Raw genomic sequence first — 18621 nt, forward strand, 5'->3', positions numbered from 1 at the left:
GAATTAAAAGGCACGCATTGTGCCTTTTATTTTAGTTAAAAAAATGCATGAAAAAATGACCGCACTTTTGCATCATAAAGTGCGGTTACAAAACGCAACGCTTTTTGACGGTTGGTTCTGTCAACGACCCAATTAGCGGAAACAAGCGACCTTATAAAGAAAAAATTAAACGTTTTGAGAGCAGACTTATGAAAGAAACAATCGTAGCTCAAGCCACTGCGCCAGGGCGTGGTGGTATTGGCATTTTACGTGTATCAGGTCCAAAGGCCGCTGATGTGGCACATGCGGTATTAGGAAAATGCCCAAAACCACGTATAGCAGATTATTTGCCCTTTAAAGATGCTGATGGCACCGTGTTAGATCAAGGGATTGCATTGTATTTTAAAGGGCCAAATTCCTTTACCGGTGAAGACGTGCTTGAACTTCAGGGGCATGGGGGACAGGTCGTATTAGATTTATTGCTAAAACGGATTTTGCTTATTGATGGCATTCGGCTGGCGCGTCCGGGCGAGTTTTCTGAGCAGGCATTTTTGAACGATAAATTGGATTTAGCCCAAGCGGAAGCGATTGCCGATTTAATTGATGCCTGCTCCGAACAGGCCGCACGTTCAGCACTCAAATCGTTGCAAGGCGAGTTTTCCAATAAAGTGAATCAGCTTGTGGATTCCGTTATTTATTTGCGTACTTATGTCGAGGCGGCGATTGATTTTCCGGATGAAGAAATCGATTTTCTTGCCGATGGTAAAATTGAAGGACATTTGAATGGCATTATTGCGCAGTTGGAGCAGGTTCGTGCTGAAGCGAAACAAGGTTCTATTTTGCGTGAAGGGATGAAAGTGGTCATTGCAGGCCGTCCGAATGCAGGTAAGTCCAGTTTGTTGAATGCCCTTGCCGGACGTGAAGCGGCCATTGTCACAGACATTGCCGGCACTACACGTGATGTATTGCGCGAGCATATCCACTTAGATGGCATGCCATTACATATTATTGATACTGCAGGCTTACGTGATGCGACAGATGAGGTGGAGCGCATTGGTATTTCGCGTGCATGGAGTGAAATTGAACAGGCAGATCGGATTTTATTGATGCTGGACAGCAGCGATGCCGAACAAGATTTAATAAAAGTGCGGTCGGAATTTCTGGCAAAATTACCGAACACTATTCCGGTTACCCTTATTCGCAACAAAGCGGATTTAACCGGTGAAACGGAACGCTTATATGAGCAAGACGGTTATACGGTCGTCAATTTGTCCGCAAAAACTCAGCAAGGCGTGGATTTATTGCGTGAGCATTTAAAACAAGCGATGGGGTATCAAACGGGTATCGAAGGGGGCTTCTTAGCACGCCGTCGCCACTTGGAAGCCTTAGAACAGGCAGCACAACACTTACAGACAGGACACATTCAATTAACCCAATTCCATGCCGGTGAATTGTTGGCGGAAGAGTTGCGTATGGTGCAAGATGCCTTAAGTGAAATTACCGGCCAGTTTACCTCTGATGATTTGCTCACGAATATTTTTAGTTCGTTTTGTATCGGGAAATAGAGGCAAAGTGCGGTCGGTTTTGACCGTGTTTTTCAGGTATAAAAATACCGATGGTTTTCCATCGGTATTTTGGTTTTTTAGGGTTTAGAAGGCATTATTCTAAGCCAATAATTTCCCAGTTGTGGTGAGAAAGACCTTCGATTTTACCTTTCTTCACGTTTTGGATGTAATCTATCATCATGTTTTGAATGGTACCTTTTTCACGTCCCATTGCTACTTTTGACTCCCACACAACAGGAATTTCCTGTCCTTCAAGAATGCCACCTTTACCGTGCAGTTGGTTGAAACGATAAGAGTTCATACCGACTTTTAATTTCATGTCATCGGTGATCGGTTTGCCATTCGCAAGCGTTAAATCGACGATTTTTTGTCCGCTTGGTTTGCGTAAATTAATTTTATATTTCACACCGCCAAAAAGATCGTAAGTGATGTATTTGGATTTCTTGCGTTCTGCGTTGTAGCGATAGTCAACATCACCAGCTTGAACGGTGTCGAAATAATTCGCCGACCATTCCATATATTGTTTCAGTTGTTTACCTGTCATTTCATAAACAGTCACATCACCGCCGGCGTAACGATAGTTGAAGATAATGTCTTTTTTCTTGATATCGCCTTTGTCCATACGGGCATTTTGGTGGTCGAAAGAGAAAGAAACAACATCTGCATTGCTGTAATAGCGTTCAACATCGTGGATAAAAGAAGAAAGGCCGGTGTCTTGAGCAAAAGCAATGGCCACACCGTGTTTTTTACCTTGCGGTACCATTTCATTTTCCGCTTGACCGATTACTACGTTATTCAATTCACGTAATTTCTCGTGATAGGGCTTGTAGATTTCCACGATTTTTTCATCGGAAGCCAGATCTTTAACCGGTACGGTTTTGGCTTCTTTTTTAAGTAATTTCACTTCTTTTTTATCGTTGATATCAAACGTTAAATCCACCTCGGAAACCACAGTGCCGTAGCGGTGCGGTTCGGTGATCAAGGTGTCTTTGATGGTTTCACTTGGTACATTTTTGTGCATATGACCTGCGATCACTACATCGATACCATCCACTGTGTTAATCACATCACGCATGCCGGTATCCGGAATGTTGTTTTCATTGTCGATACCCATGTGGCTTACGGCAATGATGACATCCACACCTTTCGCTTTTAATGCGGCGACTTGTGCTTTAGCTTCTTCGGTTGGTGAGGTGAATTTCATGTCTTTTAAGTTACCGGTGTCTTCCTCAAATTTGGCAGACATTGGTGTCGTGAGACCGATAATGCCAAGTTTCACACCGTCTTTTTCAATGATGGTGGTCGGTTCGATGTAGCGCTTACCATCTTTGGCATAGTAGAAGTTTGCGGTTAATTTTTGCGCTTGGATGTCTTTTAAGATTTCATCTAACGCCTTCATGCCGAAGTTAAATTCATGATTACCTAATACGAAAATATCGTAGTTCATCGCGTTTAAGACTTTCGCTACCGGATGATCTTTGTAATATTTTTCTTCTTTGGCGAAGACATCCACTTGGTTGTCTTGAATGGCGTCACCCACATCAACCAGTACGACATTTTTATTGTTTTTGCGTACTTCATTAACATAAGTCGCAATTTGAGCGTAAGAACCGGAACGATCTTCTACGTCTGCACCATAGCTCCACGGAACAATACGACCGTGTACATCGGAGGTACCTAAAATTTTGATATTCACTTCTTGCGCCACAGCAGTGCTAAGGGCAGAAAGTGCGAATAGGGAACAGATAAGTTTTTTCATGTGATTTCCTTGTAAATGATAAATCTGCGACGAATTATAACGGTTCAAATACCACAAGCAATATGGATTCAGCAGGATGCTGGCAGAAAATGAAAAAACGCACTTAACAAGAAATTAAGTGCGTTTTTTGATTTCGTTTATTTTGATTAGAGCAACAGAGCGGAGCCCCATTTGATGATATCGAAGAAGAATTTATTTTGGTTAGTCGCCACGCCGTCAGCTGATTTTGTAGTGCCATCAGGATTTTTCTGAACTTCGATCATGCCATTTTTATATTGGCCTTTTACCACTTCTAAATCATCGGCGGCATTTTTTCTTAATATCTCACATTGTGCTTTATCCATCTCTTCCACTTTATCCTGTCTAAATTTCTTATATTGATAAGTGGCGTAATTCATGGATTTTTCATCGTCTTGAATAATTTTTACATATTTCTCGCCAATGATGTTTTCTAACGGGTAGAAGAAAATATATTGTGAATGAATGTAAGCATCTTCTTTTGGAAAGTGCTGTTGCAAAATACGGGTTAAATTTGGATAGATACATTGTTCCGCTTGTTTGCTGGCGAATACCCAACGTTGTGCATTATCATCGGATAACAAATAATCTGCGCCGGCATATTCGCCGGGAATTGGGTCCTGCTTGGTGCCAAATAATGAGCAACCGGTAAGGAATAAAATGACGCCCGAAAAAATAAATTTCTTTAACATGGTTAAACCTTTATAGCTTGATACATTACAAAAAACGTTGGCTATTCTAGCAATAAGCGTGTCATTTAGAAATGATTTGTTTTGTGGAAGGTAAAAAGTGCGGTGGGTTTTCAGCATAAATTATGTTGGAGGCTCCACCGCACTTTTATAAGAGGAAAAACTATCAGCAAATTACCTGTTCAATCATACGACCTTTTTTAGCAGCGTTGGTGTTAGGCTATTTATCGTCACTTTAGTTGATAGAGGAAGGGGATTTTCCACAAAGGTCTTGTTCGTTACTTGCATTTATTGATTTTCTATTATGTAAATACATCACAGGAATCAGCATGTACCCTCTGAATTCTTGTTGATAAATTTCTCCAAGGCTTTTGCTTCCTTGTTGTGCTTTTTCATATTGCTATTTTTCCTGGGTATCGGCATGACCGAAGGCGATTAATGTCATGATTGCGCAGGCAAGCGTAGTAAATTTTAAGATTTTCATTTTTCTCCTAAAATTCAACTATTGATAATAAAAAAACCGCACTCTTTTAAAAGTGCGGTCATTTTTACGGGTGTTTTTTTATTCGTTAAACGAATCTTTCAAACGTTCATCAGCGCGACGGGCTTCGCCTTTGTGTTGTAATTTATTAAGCTGTTTCTCAAGTTTCTCTTCAACGTCGTTGATGGCTTTATACATATCTTCCGCCTCAGCGCTGGCAATGAGGTTGCCAAATGGAGTGCCGATAGAGGCATCAACGGAAAAGCCTTTAGGCGTTTTGTTTAAAATAAAATGAGGATTGATCAGTTGGGTATGCCATTTATTCAGTTTGACAAGTCGTTCTTCAACATGAGCACGGATTGCAGGGGTGATATCCATTTGTTTACTGGTAATATTTAATGTCATAGCATTTACCTCTTATGTGAATGGGGTCTGAGACCCGGTTGAAATCCTTAGTTACAACATAGTAACCTTGCCTTTAATTTTCAAGCGCTTTTTAGGTTGTTTAAAAAGAAAAGTTTAAAAATATGATCCAGGTCTGAAAATTGGGAAAAGATGCTTTTTTTGGGGAGAGAAGTTGCTATGATGGGCAAGTTAAAGAAAGCGGATATTATATTTAATATCCGCTTTCTTTTTTATTGTTGGGTCATTTCGTCTTGATCAAACTGATTGGCATTGAGGCGTGAAAAATAGTCTTTCGTTTCTTCAATGACCACTTTGCGCAAGCTGATTAAGGCAATTAAGTTTGGAATCGCCATTAAGCCATTGACGATATCCGCTAAAATCCAAATGAGATTTAAATGAATAAACGCGCCACAGCCGACTAATGCGATAAATGCGATACGGTAGAGTTTAATACCTCGGATTCCCACCAAATAAACAAAGCAACGTTCACCGTAATAGCACCAGCCAAGAATGGTCGTAAAGGCGAAAAACAGGAGCCCAATGGTGACAATCGTTGCGCCAATAGAAGAACCTAAACCTTGAGAGAATGCATAGTTGGTCACGACAGCACCTTCCATGCCTGTCGTTTGCCACGCACCGGTTAGGACTAAAACAATACCCGTCATAGTACAGACGATAATCGTATCTAAGAATGTACCGGTCATGGAAATCAGACCTTGGCGTACCGGCTCTTTGGTTTGTGCGGCAGCCGCAGCAATCGGAGCACTCCCTAAACCGGATTCATTGGAAAAAATCCCGCGAGCTACACCGGATTGGATGGCTTTCATCACGGTAAAACCTAATGCACCGCCCAATGCGGCTTCCGGATTGAATGCACTGTGAATGATTAACTGAAGTGCGGTCGGAATTTTCTCTAAATTTAACAGAATGATAATGATGGATGTCGCAACATAAAAGACTGCCATAAACGGCACGATGTAGGATGACACCAACGCGATACGTTTTACTCCACCAAGAATAATTAAGCCTACTAACAGAGTGATGATAGCCGCGGTGATACTGACAGGAATGCTAAAAGTATCTTGCATCGCATGAGTGATAGCGTTGATTTGTGGAAACGTGCCGATACCAAAGAACGCAACCAGTACCCCAAATAGGGCAAAGAGTTTTGCTAGCCATCCTAAACCAAGACCGCGTTCAATGTAATACATCGGACCGCCAGCCATAAAACCGTTTTTATCACGTACACGATATTTAACGGCTAATAAACATTCTGCATATTTGGTCGCCATGCCAAGCAATGCGACTAACCACATCCAGAAGATGGCGCCAGGACCACCGGCTTGTACTGCTGTTGCAACACCCACGATGTTTCCTGTACCGATGGTGGCGGCAAGTGCGGTACACAGGGCGGCAAAAGAAGAAACATCCCCTTTTTGTTGTAAGCCGGAATCGCGTTTAAACAAATAGCGTAAGGCACGAGGCAATTGAACGATTTGAATAAAGCCTAAGCGAAGGGTTAAGTATAATCCGGTACCGGATAATAAAATGAGTAGAGGCGGACCCCATATAAAGGAGTCTATTAAAGATAAAATATTTTCAAATGTCATTGATGATTCCTCGTAAATAACCTGATTACAAGGAGGCGGAAAGAATTTTACGGATAGATAAAATAGGAAATAACTCAATAAATTGAGTATGTTATATTAACCGAAATCTTCTGCCCCTGTCCTTTTGCCTGAGCGTTTGAAAAGCGGAAAATATTCCGCTTCTTTGCGCCTTCGGCGTCCATGAGTACTTTCAAGTAGAACTTAAAAGTACCTTGGATCTCTCCAAGGGTTCGTCCAGTAACAGTCCCTGCCATCGCGCCTGAAAGATTTTACCTCGTCGGCGTGGGGTCGATTCCCCGCTCTCCAGCTACCTTCGTCCGAACAATTTATGCTTGTACATAAAGTGCGGTAAATTCTAGCAATATAATTTTAAGATCTCAATCATGCCGTTGGTTGCGTTGCCATTTTTTTGCAATATAACTGCATGTGGGCACCAATTTGAGCTGATTTTCGCGAATAAACGTGATTAAGGCTTGATATAACTTGTCTGCAACGCCTTGCCCACGTAATGTTTCCGACACATAAGTGTGATTGGCGTTGATGGTGTGGTCGTCAATGAAAAAATAAGTGAGCTTGGCAACACGTTGTTGTCTTTCGTCTAACACAAAAAATGTTCCTTGCTCGGCATTTTTCTCGTGCTGAATTTTCATGAGTGGTTTACCCAGTCATTGTCTTCATTTAATAGTCCGCTAGCTGCAAAATCGGCCGTTTCGCATGGAATTGCTTTTTCTTCCGCCGCCCATTCACCTAAATCAATGAGTTGGCAACGTTTGCTACAAAAAGGGCGGTAAGGACTTTGTTCCGACCATTCAACCTGCTTATGGCAAATAGGACAAGGAACCGTAAAAATATCATCGCTCATTGAATTTCTCCGCGAGTTGTAAATAGAGGTGGTGTAAGTCTAGCACTTTTTGTTTAAGTTGAGGCAGGCCGGCAATAAGGTCTTCGTTATTGTTAATGACATCATCGGCATATTTTAAACGTTCTTGGCGGCTCACCTGAGATTGCATAATGCGTTTAATCTGCTCAACTTGATTGTTATCCCGTTGGCCGGCACGTTCTACTTGGGTGTGCTCTAACACATCAATGACTAAGATTCGCTGACAAAGTGCGGTCAAATTATTTTCAATTAATAACGGTACCATGAAAATGCAATAAGGCGCTTGTTGTGCGGCGAGTTGTCGTAACATTTCATGACGAATGGCGGGGTGCAATAATTGATTCAGCCAGTGTTTCTGCATTTCATTGGCAAAGATCTTTTCTCGCAGGGCTGCGCGATTGAGCGTGCCGTCTTCAAGCAAAATTTCCGGTCCGAAATGAGCTGCGATTTCTGCCAATAACGGTGAGCCTTTTTCTACCACTTGGCGAGCAACGAGATCGGCATCAACGATCGGTACGCCAAGCTCTGCAAATAATTCGGCAATGGTACTTTTACCACTACCGATCCCCCCCGTTAGCCCAACCACATATGTCATATTATGTCCTTTGTATCATCAACAGTGGCGCGATCATACGTTCATGTGTTCAATTAAGCAATAAACAGACGAGCCCAGAAAGAGAGAGAAATGGACCGAATGGTACTACGTTGAGTGTACGATTTCGATATTTGGCGTAGGTCGCGTAGGTTAAGCCGAAAAGGCAGGCGAGGAATAAAAAGACGGGGAGTTGCTGTGCCGGCAGAAAAGCCCCTAACCCGAGAGCCAGCCAGTAGTCGCCTCGTCCTAACGCTTCTTGTCGGTAGTACCCTTTGGCAGCATGATAGATAGCATAAAAAACGCCTCCAAAGAGGGCCGCACTTTGTAGGCCCTGTTCAAGGGATAATGCTCCGATTTGCCAATATGCCACTCCTAAGCCGAGGGCAAGTAAGGCTTGGCACAATGTGGGCGAGATCAGGCGATAGTGCCAATCCACCAAAGAAATTGCGCTCAAAATGGTGATATAAAGCGCAAGGCAAAGTCCCTTTGATGGCTCGTCATTGGTGGCATAGCAAAGTAAAAACAACAGTGCGAACAGAATGCCGTAAGCCAGTGCGGAAGCTTGTCTTTGGAGTGGCTTGAGAACGGATTTTTCCGGCATAAAGTGCGGTGGATTTTCCGGGTAAATTTCAATGTATGTGCTGTAAACCTCATGGCTTAATTTGTGGGCAAAATGTACCACATAATTGTGTACCAACCTGCCACAGACAACACCAGCAAGCAGAAAGAATAGCCACATCATTGTACTAGCGAACCCATGTTGAAAATCGGTAGGTACATGCCGAGCATAATTAAACCGATAAGCCCGCCGATAATGACCATTAATAAAGGCTCCAGCATTTGTGACAGGAGATCAATTTGATGATCTAACTGTTGTTGATGATCGTTGGCGATAAATTGCAGCATCTTGGGTAATTGTCCGCTTTGTTCTCCTACTTGTAGCATTTGTTGCGCTGCAGGGGGGAAAATTTGTCCACTCACGCTGGCAGAAAACGGATAGCCTTGTTGAATCCAATGGAGTGCTGATTGCACCTCTGCAATTAATACTAAATCACCTTGTAATTGAGGTTTGGTTTGCCAACTTTGTTGTTTCGGCAGGAAAGATTGAAGTGCCTGATTTAGTGGAATGCCTGCTTGTAACATCAGAAATAAACTGTGGCTGAAACTCACTAAACGGGAAAGCTGAATGATGTGATTAAGCAACGGAATACTATTGATCAGGCGCGTTTTTTGTCGATGAAACCAAGGGGACTGTTTTAATCGAAAACGAATCAATATGCTGGTGAGTACAACAACGATGAGTAGAGCCAACCAATAATTTTGTAACCCTTGGGACAGTGTAAGCAGAAGTTGTGTAAAGGCGGGGAGTTGGGCTCTGTTGTTGTCATACATTGCGGTAAACTGTGGCACGATGAATAACAATAAAAGGATAGTCAAGATTAACGAAATACCAAGCACCAATACAGGGTAAAGCAGGATTTTTTGTATTTTACGCTGCAACGCCAGAGTTTGTTGTTTATGTTGAGCTATTTCATGACAAACCTCAGCAAGTTTGCCGGTCATTTCACCTACTTGAATAAGTTGGCGTTCTTGATAGGTAAGGTATAACCCTTGCTGTTCTAAGGCTTGAGAAAAGGCTAAACCCCTTTCAATGTCTCGTAATAAGAGACGGAGCCATTGATTCAGTGCGATATTTGTGCAGTTTTGCAATAGAATTTGCAAACTATGTTTTAAGGGGACCGCGGCTTGTAATAATGTCGCGAGCTGTGAAAGTAAGGCGCAGATCTCGGCATTTTTCGGTTTATTGCTCAGTTGCCAGTTTTGTTGCAATGTAATGCTTTGCAAACCTCGCGCCATTAAGCGCTGCCGTGCCTTTGCATCGCTTTCTGCTACGATTAGTCCCTTTTGTTTTTGTTGTAACCGATTGATGGCTCGCCAGCGAAACAGTTTTAATTTAGTCATGTGTTTGTCCTAATACCCGTTGAATTTCAGCCAGATCAGTTATGCCGTTTTTGATTTTTTCTAAGGCGCTTTGACGTAAATCATCGAAATCCACCGCATAGCCTTGTGGATGATGTGATTGAGGCTGTAGAAATTGATATACCCCGATACGTCCTTTGTAGCCTTGATGACAGTCACAAAAATACGCAGGATTTCCACCGCACTTTAGGCAACGTTTACGCACCAACCGTTGCGCAATGACGAGCAGCAAACTGCTGTCGATTTCATGGCGCTGAATACCCAACTGTTGCAAGCGAGAAATGGCGGAAGGAGCATCATTGGTGTGTAAGGTAGAAAGGACTAAGTGTCCTGTTTGTGCGGCGCGTAGTGCCATGGCGGCACTTTCTTCATCACGAATTTCACCTAGCATAATGATGTCGGGATCTTGGCGTAAGAAGGTGCGAAGGAGACGGCTGAAATCCAAGCCAATAGGATTATTTACTTGAGTTTGAATAATGCCTGGCAACTGAATTTCAATGGGATCCTCTGCCGTCATAATGTGTTTTTCCGGTGTATTTAAATACTGTAATGCCGTATACAAAGAAATACTTTTGCCGCTACCGGTCGGGCCGGTTACTAAAATCAACCCTTGGGGTTGGCTTAATACATGACGGAAAAGTTGTTGCTGTGATTCATTCATGCCCAGTTCACTAAATTCCAACTGAACGGGTCGATTTTGCTGTAAACGCAACACAGCTTTTTCGCCAAATTGGGTTGCAAGGGTCGAGAGACGAAAATCTAAAATATCGGAAAAGGTGGTTTTAAACTGAAAGCGACCGTCTTGCGGTAAACGTGTCTCGCTAATATCCAATTTCGCCAATAATTTCAGACGGGAAATTAAGCGGTTTGCCAAAGAACGCGAGATTTGTTCTTGTACTTGCAATACGCCATCAATACGAAAACGCACTTGTAATCCTTCGGCTTGCGGTTCCAAATGAATATCGGATGCTTTTTTCTGGGTAGCGTTTTCAAAAATCTGATTGAGTTGTTGAATGATCGGCTCATCAATTTGCTGGGTATCAGGCTGTTCTTGTAGTTCAGTTGAATAAAAGAGCGGTTGATTTTCCTCGACTTTTTCAGATTTTGTTAAATCCTGTAGTGCGTTTTTGAGTACATGGTTAGGCAATAACACCGGCTCAATGTGCTTTCCACTGAGAAAGGAAAAGGTTTCACAAGCGGCAAGATTGGTTAACGAATCTAATCCCAACCACAGCGTTTGGGCATCTTCTTTTAACGGTAATGCCAAATAACGTAAGAGGGCGGTTTGTTGTTGCTGATTTCTAAGCCAAAGCTCAGGCGTAATACAAAATTCTTCGCCCTGTTGATTGATGACCGAATAATGCCGTTCCATCGGATGTTGCATCCCCTTTACCGCCCTATTGGATTAGCACTTAAGAGCAAAAGCCAGCGGGGAAAATCTCTGCATTATTACCGCAGGAAGCCGTCCAACTTACCCCCGTGGCAGCGGTGCCGGAGGCACTGAGGGTGTAGCTAATATTTTCGAGACTGCTTTTCCCGGTTACAGTGATAGCGCCACTTTTTACCGCCGTGGATTTTACGTATTTTTGTTTTGTGGCATCGGTAACATCGGCTTGAATGCCATTTTGTCCTCCGCTGCAGTTGTCGGTTTTGCCGGTGTTATAAATGCACAGTTCCACTTCGGCGCGAAGCGGAGCAGAAGCCTGTAACAATTCGGAAATAGCCGCTTTTTTGGTGTAATTTTGATAAGATGGCACCGCGACAGTGGCGAGAATCGCGACGATCGCAATCACAATCATTAATTCGATTAACGTAAACCCTTTTTTAATGGATTTCAGTGAGATAAAAACGGATTGAATTTTCATAAAAAATACCTTGTTCAATGAAAAATAATAAGGTTGATTTGAAGCAGGAGTATTTTGGCTTAGTGGAAAAATAGCGTGAAATTACACCGCACTTTTCTGGGATCTTGATCGCAAAATAAAAATCTTATGATGGAAAAACAGTTACAAATTAAAGACGGATGGTTAGTCAACGAAAGGAGAGTGTTGTCACCGCATTTTGATCAACGCCCTGAGCCAAAGGAGATTTCCTTGTTGATTATCCATTATATCAGTTTGCCACCGGAGCAATTTGGCGGCGGTTATATTGATGATTTTTTTCAAGGAAAATTAGACCCACAGGCACATCCTTATTTTCAAGAAATCAGTCCGTTACGGGTGTCAGCCCATTGTTTAATTGAGCGTACAGGACGGGTTACTCAATATGTGAATTTTGGTGATCGTGCTTGGCATGCAGGTTTATCTTGTTTTGACGGGCGGGATAAATGCAATGATTTTGCTATTGGCATTGAGTTGGAAGGAAGTAACGAACAGCCGTTTACTGATGCACAATATTTGGCATTACAAGCACTTACGAGGGAAATTATGCGGACATATCCGCATATTACCAAAGAGCGTATTGTGGGGCATTGCGATGTGTCGCCGGGGCGGAAAATTGACCCGGGACAATATTTCGATTGGCAGCGGTATTTACAGAATATTTAAATTGAACAATAAATAGACAGCACAAGGCGGCATTTTTCATTAACAGGAAAATGCCGTTTCTTTTTTATTATTGTATTGATAAATAAGGATAAATTTTCTTTTGATTATTTGCTAAATTGAAATTTTTCAGGTTATTTCTAGTTATTCTGTGGTTGAAACACAATTTTATCCACAGAAATACTGAATAACTCACAAGAGGATGAAAAAGTGTAAAACAGAAATTGAAAAACGAAAACGTGCTCATTTGTCCAACATAAATTGTTGAAAAAATCGCAAAAAACGGATGAGGTATAAATCAGTGAAAATTTGTGAGAAAAATTTAAACAAGTAAGCGAGAAACAGGGAAAGAATTGGAGGGTAGAAAAAGAAATGACAGATTATTTCCTGTTTTTAGCTCGCTATTCACAGGGTTATCCACATCATCAAAAATTCCGCTCAAGAATAACATAAAAATTCGACGTATTTTGGGGCTGCACTTTATAACTTTTTAATCTACAGCATAACCTTTATTTCTTTTTCAATATCCAGAATTCTACGTAATATTGACGACCAATTCATCACCCGTTTTATTTATAGGAGTTTTATATGTCACAATTTCCCATCCATACCATCGAAACTGCACCTGAAGCGGCAAAAGAAGCGTTGAAAGCTGTGCAAAATGCGAATGGATTTATTCCAAATTTAATCGGCGTTCTTGCGAATGCACCGACAGCATTAGAAACCTATCGTACGGTAGGTGGAATTAATGGGCGGAACAGTTTAACTGCAGCGGAACGAGAAGTGGTTCAAATTACAGCGGCGGTGGTCAATGGTTGTGGTTTTTGTGTGGCAGGGCATACTAAAATTGCCTTAAAACTATTGAAACTTGAAGAGGCTCTGGTTAAACAAATTCGCTCGACTGCGCGCATTGAGCAAGATGCCAAATTAGATGCTCTTGCCCGTTTCACACTGACAGTCATCTTGCAAAAAGCAAAACTGACCCAAGCTCAACAACAAGCCTTTTATGATGCAGGTTACACAAAGGAGAATGCCCTTGATGTGGTATTAGGGGTAAGTCTAGCGACCTTATGTAATTATGCAAATAATCTTGCGGATACACCGATTAATCCGGAATTGCAGCCTTTTGCTTAAGGTTCTTTTTATATGTAAGGCAGCTCTTGTGGGCTGCCTTTTTTATGCCCTACTTTTGTTATAACTGATGGTTTTGAAATATGGTCACTAATTCTTTTCTTTTTAAAACGTCCTTTGTTAGATTTTAAGCATTGGCAACACATTAATAAACAAGGAGAAAAATATGCAACAGCGCGATCTTTACCCCCACGAAATCTTGCAGGATGTCATCGACAAAAGTTATGCAAAATCAATTGGCAGCGTAAAAACCTTGGCTATTCTTAGCTTTCTAGGGGGGGGGGGATGTAAGTTTTGGTTATATGGCATATTTAAAAGTCGTCAGTGGTATACCGGCGGAGTGGGCTGGATTGGCAACATTATTGGGGGCAGCGGTCTTTCCTATTTGCTTAATTTGTATTCTTATCGGAGGTGGCGAATTGGCCACGGGGAACATGATGATGATGGCTTTGGGGCGATTAAGCAGACAGGTAAGTTTTCAGAAATTATTACGTAACTGGGTAATTGTGAGCTTAGGTAACCTTGCCGGTGCATTATTTATGGCGTTTTTTCTTGGGCACTATGTGGGGCTGGCTGAAGGCGCAGCAGCAAGTAAAACCATTGCTATTGCAGAAGCGAAAGTAAATATGGATTTCTTGCGAGCCTTTGTTTCAGCGATTGCGTGTAACTGGATGGTGTGTATGGGGATTTGGTTTTATTTTGGTGCAAAGCAAACATCTGGACGTATTCTTGCCATGTGGTTCCCTGTGATGATTTTTGTGTTGATTGGGCTACAGCATTTTGTGGCAAATATGTTTATTATTCCGGCAGGGATTTTTGCTGGAGCAAATGTAACATGGGGCGAGTTTTTCTTAAATATGCTTCCCGTCTTCTTGGGGAATGTGACAGGTGGGGCGGCATTTGTCGGGGCCTCTTATCTTTACGCCTATCGTCATTTGCTCAAAGAGGATTATCAAATTTAGCGCATAAAAGTGCGGTGGCGTTTTTCTGCGTTTTGAATGAAAAATAGGGAATCATGCAGATTCCCTATTTGATTCTTGAATGTGATTGAGTGAAATTTATTTAATTAACTCAATCGGCACTTTAACCACCAACTTTTTAATTTTGGCAGATTGTCCGTTCACGTTACAACAAGGTTTATGGGGTTCATAAGGATAGAATACCGCAAACGTATTTGGCACTAAAGTAATCGTGCTTTTGTTATCGATATCTTGAGTGAGTTGGTAATCATCATCTTCGTGATAGGCTTCGTATTTATTTAAGTCAGGGTAGGTTGCGCCGACTTCAATATTTTCCACACCACGAATCAGGACTTGAATATCCAAATAGTTATGGTGCAATTCTGCTTTTTTGCTGGCAGCGTCAGCCAGTTCAGGTTCCATCACGTTCATGTAAATGCGATCGGTGATGTCATGACGGCCAACCTCTAATTTTTCTAAATCCAACCCTTTTAAATACTCACAGGTTTCAGCAATAACTTTTGGTAAGCCGAGTTTAAAATCGGCACGAGTTAAATCTCCAATTAACATGTTTCCTCCTTTTTTATTTTGAAAACTGGAGTGATTTTATCATCAACCTTATTTTTCAGATAGTCATAAATGGGAATTGCGTAAATAAAGTTACCCATCAAGGCAAAAGCTCTGTATAATGCCTGCGTTTTATTTTCTAAATTAGCGTGCGGCTAACAAAAATGATTTTGTGTCGTAGCCGGTAAAAGTGCGGTGGTTTTTGAGATTATTTTTGCTAGTCGCAAATTGGAAGATAAAACATTGTGATTACTCATTTAAAAAGGAAAACATTGTGAATCCAATTGTTAAACAATTTAAATACGGTCAACATACCGTGACCTTAGAAACCGGTGCCATTGCTCGCCAAGCCACTGCTGCTGTGATGGCAAGTATGGATGATACCACTGTATTCGTTACCGTGGTGGCCAAAAAAGAGGTGAAAGAAGGACAAGATTTCTTCCCATTAACCGTTAACTATCAAGAACGTACTTATGCTGCCGGCCGTATTCCGGGCGGTTTCTTCAAACGCGAAGGTCGTCCGTCTGAAGGCGAAACCTTAATCGCCCGTTTAATCGATCGTCCAATTCGCCCGTTATTCCCGGAAGGCTTCTTCAATGAAATCCAAGTGATTGCCACCGTGGTTTCTGTCAATCCGCAAATCAGTCCGGATTTAGTCGCCATGATTGGTGCGTCTGCGGCGTTAACCTTATCCGGTGTGCCATTTAATGGTCCGATTGGTGCGGCGCGTGTCGGTTTCATCAACGATCAATTCGTATTAAACCCAACCATCAACGAACAAAAACAAAGCCGTTTGGATTTAGTGGTTGCAGGTACTGATAAAGCCGTATTAATGGTGGAATCTGAAGCGGATATTCTCACAGAAGAACAAATGTTAGCCGCTGTCGTATTCGGTCATCAGCAACAACAAGTGGTGGTGGAAGCCATTAAAGAATTTGCCAAAGAAGCCGGTAAACCACGCTGGGATTGGGTTGCCCCAGAACCAAACACCGATTTAATCAATAAAGTAAAAGCATTAGCTGAAGCACGTTTAGGCGATGCGTATCGTATCACTGAAAAACAAGCGCGTTATGAGCAAATTGATGCGATTAAAGCCGATGTCATCGCACAAATTACCGCTGAAGATGACACCATCAGCGAAGGAAAAATTATTGATATTTTCACCGCACTTGAAAGCCAAATCGTGCGTGGACGTATTCTTGCCGGTGAACCGCGTATTGACGGACGTACCGTGGATACCGTGCGTGCATTAGATATTTGCACCGGTGTGTTACCGCGTACTCATGGTTCGGCAATCTTTACCCGTGGTGAAACCCAAGCATTAGCTGTTGCCACTTTAGGGACTGAACGTGATGCGCAAATCATTGATGAATTAACCGGTGAGCGTTCTGATCACTTCTTATTCCACTACAACTTCCCTCCGTATTCTGTGGGCGAAACCGGTATGATTGGTTCACCAAAACGTCGTGAAATCGGCCATGGTCGTTTGGCAAAACGTGGTGTAGCCGCAGTAATGCCAACTTTAGCCGAATTCCCGTATGTGGTACGTGTAGTATCTGAAATTACCGAATCTAACGGTTCTTCTTCCATGGCTTCCGTGTGTGGTGCTTCTCTTGCCTTAATGGATGCCGGTGTGCCGATTAAAGCAGCGGTTGCCGGTATTGCGATGGGCTTGGTGAAAGAAGATGACAAATTTGTCGTGCTTTCTGATATTCTTGGTGATGAAGACCACTTAGGCGATATGGACTTTAAAGTGGCGGGTACACGTGAAGGTGTGACTGCACTTCAAATGGACATCAAAATTGAAGGTATCACTGCTGAAATTATGCAAATTGCATTAAATCAAGCGAAAAGTGCACGTATGCACATTCTTGGTGTGATGGAGCAAGCGATTCCGGCGCCACGCGCGGATATTTCTGATTTTGCACCACGAATCTATACCATGAAAATTGATCCGAAGAAAATCAAAGATGTGATCGGTAAAGGCGGGGCGGTGATTCGTGCATTAACCGAAGAAACCGGTACTTCGATCGATATTGATGATGACGGCACAGTGAAAATCGCTGCAGTGGATAAGAATGCTGTACAAGATGTGATGGCTCGTATCGAAGACATCACTGCTGAAGTCGAGGCCGGCGCCATTTACAAAGGTAAAGTGACTCGCTTAGCGGATTTCGGCGCATTCGTTTCTATCGTAGGTAATAAAGAAGGCTTGGTTCACATTTCTCAAATTGCTGAAGAGCGTGTAGAAAAAGTCAGCGACTATCTACAAGTAGGACAAGAAGTCATGGTTAAAGTCGTCGAAATCGATCGTCAAGGTCGTATTCGTTTAACCATGAAAGACCTTGCTCCGAAAGCAGAAGCTGCTCAACACGTATCCGATGATATTGTAGAGCAGGCATAATTTAAATTTTTTCAAAATGTTACGGTACATTATGTGCCGTAACATTTGTTTTTCAACAAGCAATACTCTGCTTTAAGGCTTATAAAGAAATGACGCAACGTAATGGGTTGTCTAATTTCGCGATTTTCCTAACCATTTTATTTTCAGTCTTTGTATTATCAGGCTGTGTCGGCTTGAGCAATACCTTTGTGTCTAAAAATAAAGTCGTGTTAGCCGAGCAAAATCCAAGCCAGCATTTTGAACAGGAAGTCATGATTGTTCGGATTAGTCAGGTGTTGCTCGTTGGAAAAATGAGTAATGAAGAACGTGCTTCTCTCCATTTTGAACGGGGCGTGCTGTACGATAGTTTGGGGCTTTGGGCTTTAGCGCGTTATGACTTTACTCAAGCTCTTGCATTGCAACCAAAAATGGCGGCAGTGTATAACTATCTAGGGCTTTATTTATTACTGGATGAAGACTATGACGGCGCATTAGAAGCCTTTAATACAGTTTTCAGCCTCGATCCTGACTATGAATATACCTTTCTTAATCGAGCATTAGACTTCTATTATGTGGAACGGTATAACCTCGCCGAACAGGATTTCTTGGCATTTTATCAACGTAATAAATCGGATCCTTACCGCGTCTTGTGGCTGTATTTGAATGAATTAAAATTCAAGCCGGCTGAGGCGCAAAAAAATCTGGCTCAACGTGCTGTTGGGCTGTCTCAGGATTATTGGGGTACCTACATTGTCCAGTATTATTTGGGCAAATTGTCAGTTCAGGAACTACAGGCTAAAGCGCAGCAGTTTGCCACAAAAACAGCGACGCAATACGCAGAGATTCTGACTGAAACCTACTTCTATCTAGCAAAACAAAAACTCAATATGGGACAGGTTGATGAGGCTGAGACCTTATTCAAACTGGCTGTTGCAAATCAGGTGTATAACTTTGTGGAGTATCGTTTTGCGGTGTTTGAGCTTTCAAAATTAGGACAACAGGCTCAAGCAGAATAACGGTGAGCATAACTCAACCGGCGGATGCGTTGTAAGGCGCAAAACGACACATGGTAATAAC

General features: G+C 42.2%; 17 protein-coding genes, 1 pseudogene and 1 riboswitch. Of the genes and pseudogenes, 6 read left to right on the forward strand and 12 right to left on the reverse strand.

Annotated features, from left to right (window positions below; translation table 11 throughout):
• Positions 1-188 precede the first annotated feature (188 nt).
• Positions 189-1544 (forward strand): tRNA uridine-5-carboxymethylaminomethyl(34) synthesis GTPase MnmE, encoded by a 1356-nt coding sequence (gene mnmE / locus ACO5E4_RS00785; RefSeq protein ID WP_485861732.1) that lies wholly within the window; start codon positions 189-191, stop codon positions 1542-1544.
• 94 nt (positions 1545-1638) lie between these two features.
• Here mnmE and ACO5E4_RS00790 read toward each other — a convergent pair whose 3' ends face one another.
• The 11 genes from ACO5E4_RS00790 to ACO5E4_RS00840 all read right to left on the reverse strand — a co-directional run bounded on the left by ACO5E4_RS00790 (position 1639) and on the right by ACO5E4_RS00840 (position 11826).
• Positions 1639-3303, reverse strand: a complete 1665-nt coding sequence (locus ACO5E4_RS00790) for a bifunctional metallophosphatase/5'-nucleotidase (RefSeq protein ID WP_485861733.1) — start codon at positions 3301-3303, stop codon at positions 1639-1641.
• 146 nt (positions 3304-3449) lie between these two features.
• Positions 3450-4013: a DUF5358 domain-containing protein gene (locus tag ACO5E4_RS00795; RefSeq protein ID WP_485861734.1), complete on the reverse strand. Its 564-nt coding sequence runs from the start codon at positions 4011-4013 to the stop codon at positions 3450-3452.
• Between the two features lie 559 nt (positions 4014-4572).
• Positions 4573-4896: a ribosome-associated translation inhibitor RaiA gene (gene raiA, locus ACO5E4_RS00800; protein WP_006719151.1), complete on the reverse strand. Its 324-nt coding sequence runs from the start codon at positions 4894-4896 to the stop codon at positions 4573-4575.
• Between the two features lie 230 nt (positions 4897-5126).
• Positions 5127-6506, reverse strand: coding sequence for an alanine/glycine:cation symporter family protein (locus tag ACO5E4_RS00805; protein ID WP_485861735.1), 1380 nt, complete (start codon positions 6504-6506; stop codon positions 5127-5129).
• Positions 6507-6612: 106 nt separating this feature from the next.
• Positions 6613-6742, reverse strand: a riboswitch (glycine riboswitch).
• A gap of 141 nt (positions 6743-6883) precedes the next feature.
• Complete coding sequence (locus tag ACO5E4_RS00810; RefSeq protein WP_454904981.1) at positions 6884-7156, reverse strand: GNAT family N-acetyltransferase; 273 nt, start codon at positions 7154-7156, stop codon at positions 6884-6886.
• A complete protein-coding gene (gene yacG / locus ACO5E4_RS00815) occupies positions 7153-7368 on the reverse strand; it encodes a DNA gyrase inhibitor YacG (protein ID WP_314816327.1) in 216 nt (71 codons plus the stop codon). The genes ACO5E4_RS00810 and yacG overlap by 4 nt, the downstream gene beginning before the upstream one ends.
• Positions 7358-7981, reverse strand: coding sequence for a dephospho-CoA kinase (coaE, locus tag ACO5E4_RS00820; protein ID WP_485861736.1), 624 nt, complete (start codon positions 7979-7981; stop codon positions 7358-7360). Before coaE ends, yacG begins: the two co-directional genes overlap by 11 nt.
• A 49-nt stretch (positions 7982-8030) precedes the next feature.
• Complete coding sequence (locus ACO5E4_RS00825) at positions 8031-8723, reverse strand: prepilin peptidase (protein WP_485861737.1); 693 nt, start codon at positions 8721-8723, stop codon at positions 8031-8033.
• A complete protein-coding gene (locus tag ACO5E4_RS00830; RefSeq protein WP_485861738.1) occupies positions 8720-9943 on the reverse strand; it encodes a type II secretion system F family protein in 1224 nt (407 codons plus the stop codon). Before ACO5E4_RS00830 ends, ACO5E4_RS00825 begins: the two co-directional genes overlap by 4 nt.
• The gene (locus tag ACO5E4_RS00835) at positions 9936-11345 is read right to left on the reverse strand and encodes a GspE/PulE family protein (RefSeq protein WP_485861739.1); all 1410 of its coding nucleotides are present in this window, start codon (positions 11343-11345) and stop codon (positions 9936-9938) included. Before ACO5E4_RS00835 ends, ACO5E4_RS00830 begins: the two co-directional genes overlap by 8 nt.
• Before the next feature lie 28 nt (positions 11346-11373).
• Positions 11374-11826, reverse strand: coding sequence for a pilin (locus ACO5E4_RS00840; RefSeq protein ID WP_485861740.1), 453 nt, complete (start codon positions 11824-11826; stop codon positions 11374-11376).
• Between the two features lie 126 nt (positions 11827-11952).
• On the opposite strand from ACO5E4_RS00840, the gene ampD reads away from it, so the two are divergent.
• The 3 genes and pseudogenes from ampD (at position 11953) to ACO5E4_RS00855 (ending at position 14597) form a co-directional block, all read left to right on the forward strand.
• Complete coding sequence (gene ampD, locus ACO5E4_RS00845) at positions 11953-12507, forward strand: 1,6-anhydro-N-acetylmuramyl-L-alanine amidase AmpD (protein ID WP_485861741.1); 555 nt, start codon at positions 11953-11955, stop codon at positions 12505-12507.
• A gap of 585 nt (positions 12508-13092) precedes the next feature.
• Positions 13093-13638 carry a carboxymuconolactone decarboxylase family protein gene (locus ACO5E4_RS00850; protein WP_485861742.1) on the forward strand — a complete coding sequence of 182 codons (546 nt, stop codon included), beginning with the start codon at positions 13093-13095 and terminating at the stop codon, positions 13636-13638.
• A gap of 163 nt (positions 13639-13801) precedes the next feature.
• Positions 13802-14597: pseudogene (locus tag ACO5E4_RS00855) on the forward strand (formate/nitrite transporter family protein).
• Between the two features lie 96 nt (positions 14598-14693).
• On the opposite strand, the gene nanQ reads toward ACO5E4_RS00855, so the two are convergent.
• Entirely contained in the window at positions 14694-15164 is a 471-nt protein-coding gene (nanQ, locus tag ACO5E4_RS00860) for an N-acetylneuraminate anomerase (protein WP_485861743.1), read from the reverse strand.
• Between the two features lie 271 nt (positions 15165-15435).
• Here nanQ and pnp point away from each other — a divergent pair, with 271 nt between their 5' ends.
• Entirely contained in the window at positions 15436-17565 is a 2130-nt protein-coding gene (pnp, locus tag ACO5E4_RS00865) for a polyribonucleotide nucleotidyltransferase (RefSeq protein ID WP_485861744.1), read from the forward strand.
• 89 nt (positions 17566-17654) lie between these two features.
• Positions 17655-18560: a lipoprotein NlpI gene (nlpI, locus tag ACO5E4_RS00870; protein ID WP_297928781.1), complete on the forward strand. Its 906-nt coding sequence runs from the start codon at positions 17655-17657 to the stop codon at positions 18558-18560.
• The last annotated feature ends 61 nt before the right edge of the window (positions 18561-18621 follow it).

This window comes from Aggregatibacter sp., assembly GCF_057314075.1.

What these genes read in the sequence shown, in the direction of transcription:
- ampD (WP_485861741.1), top strand. Translation starts at nt 11,953, where the DNA reads ATGATGGAAAAACAGTTACAAATTAAAGACGGATGGTTAGTCAACGAA.
- ACO5E4_RS00835 (WP_485861739.1), bottom strand. Translation starts at nt 11,345, where the DNA reads ATGCAACATCCGATGGAACGGCATTATTCGGTCATCAATCAACAGGGC.
- raiA (WP_006719151.1), bottom strand. Translation starts at nt 4,896, where the DNA reads ATGACATTAAATATTACCAGTAAACAAATGGATATCACCCCTGCAATC.
- mnmE (WP_485861732.1), top strand. Translation starts at nt 189, where the DNA reads ATGAAAGAAACAATCGTAGCTCAAGCCACTGCGCCAGGGCGTGGTGGT.
- ACO5E4_RS00830 (WP_485861738.1), bottom strand. Translation starts at nt 9,943, where the DNA reads ATGACTAAATTAAAACTGTTTCGCTGGCGAGCCATCAATCGGTTACAA.
- ACO5E4_RS00810 (WP_454904981.1), bottom strand. Translation starts at nt 7,156, where the DNA reads ATGAAAATTCAGCACGAGAAAAATGCCGAGCAAGGAACATTTTTTGTG.
- ACO5E4_RS00825 (WP_485861737.1), bottom strand. Translation starts at nt 8,723, where the DNA reads ATGATGTGGCTATTCTTTCTGCTTGCTGGTGTTGTCTGTGGCAGGTTG.
- coaE (WP_485861736.1), bottom strand. Translation starts at nt 7,981, where the DNA reads ATGACATATGTGGTTGGGCTAACGGGGGGGATCGGTAGTGGTAAAAGT.
- ACO5E4_RS00790 (WP_485861733.1), bottom strand. Translation starts at nt 3,303, where the DNA reads ATGAAAAAACTTATCTGTTCCCTATTCGCACTTTCTGCCCTTAGCACT.
- nlpI (WP_297928781.1), top strand. Translation starts at nt 17,655, where the DNA reads ATGACGCAACGTAATGGGTTGTCTAATTTCGCGATTTTCCTAACCATT.
- yacG (WP_314816327.1), bottom strand. Translation starts at nt 7,368, where the DNA reads ATGAGCGATGATATTTTTACGGTTCCTTGTCCTATTTGCCATAAGCAG.
- nanQ (WP_485861743.1), bottom strand. Translation starts at nt 15,164, where the DNA reads ATGTTAATTGGAGATTTAACTCGTGCCGATTTTAAACTCGGCTTACCA.
- ACO5E4_RS00795 (WP_485861734.1), bottom strand. Translation starts at nt 4,013, where the DNA reads ATGTTAAAGAAATTTATTTTTTCGGGCGTCATTTTATTCCTTACCGGT.
- ACO5E4_RS00805 (WP_485861735.1), bottom strand. Translation starts at nt 6,506, where the DNA reads ATGACATTTGAAAATATTTTATCTTTAATAGACTCCTTTATATGGGGT.
- ACO5E4_RS00840 (WP_485861740.1), bottom strand. Translation starts at nt 11,826, where the DNA reads ATGAAAATTCAATCCGTTTTTATCTCACTGAAATCCATTAAAAAAGGG.
- ACO5E4_RS00850 (WP_485861742.1), top strand. Translation starts at nt 13,093, where the DNA reads ATGTCACAATTTCCCATCCATACCATCGAAACTGCACCTGAAGCGGCA.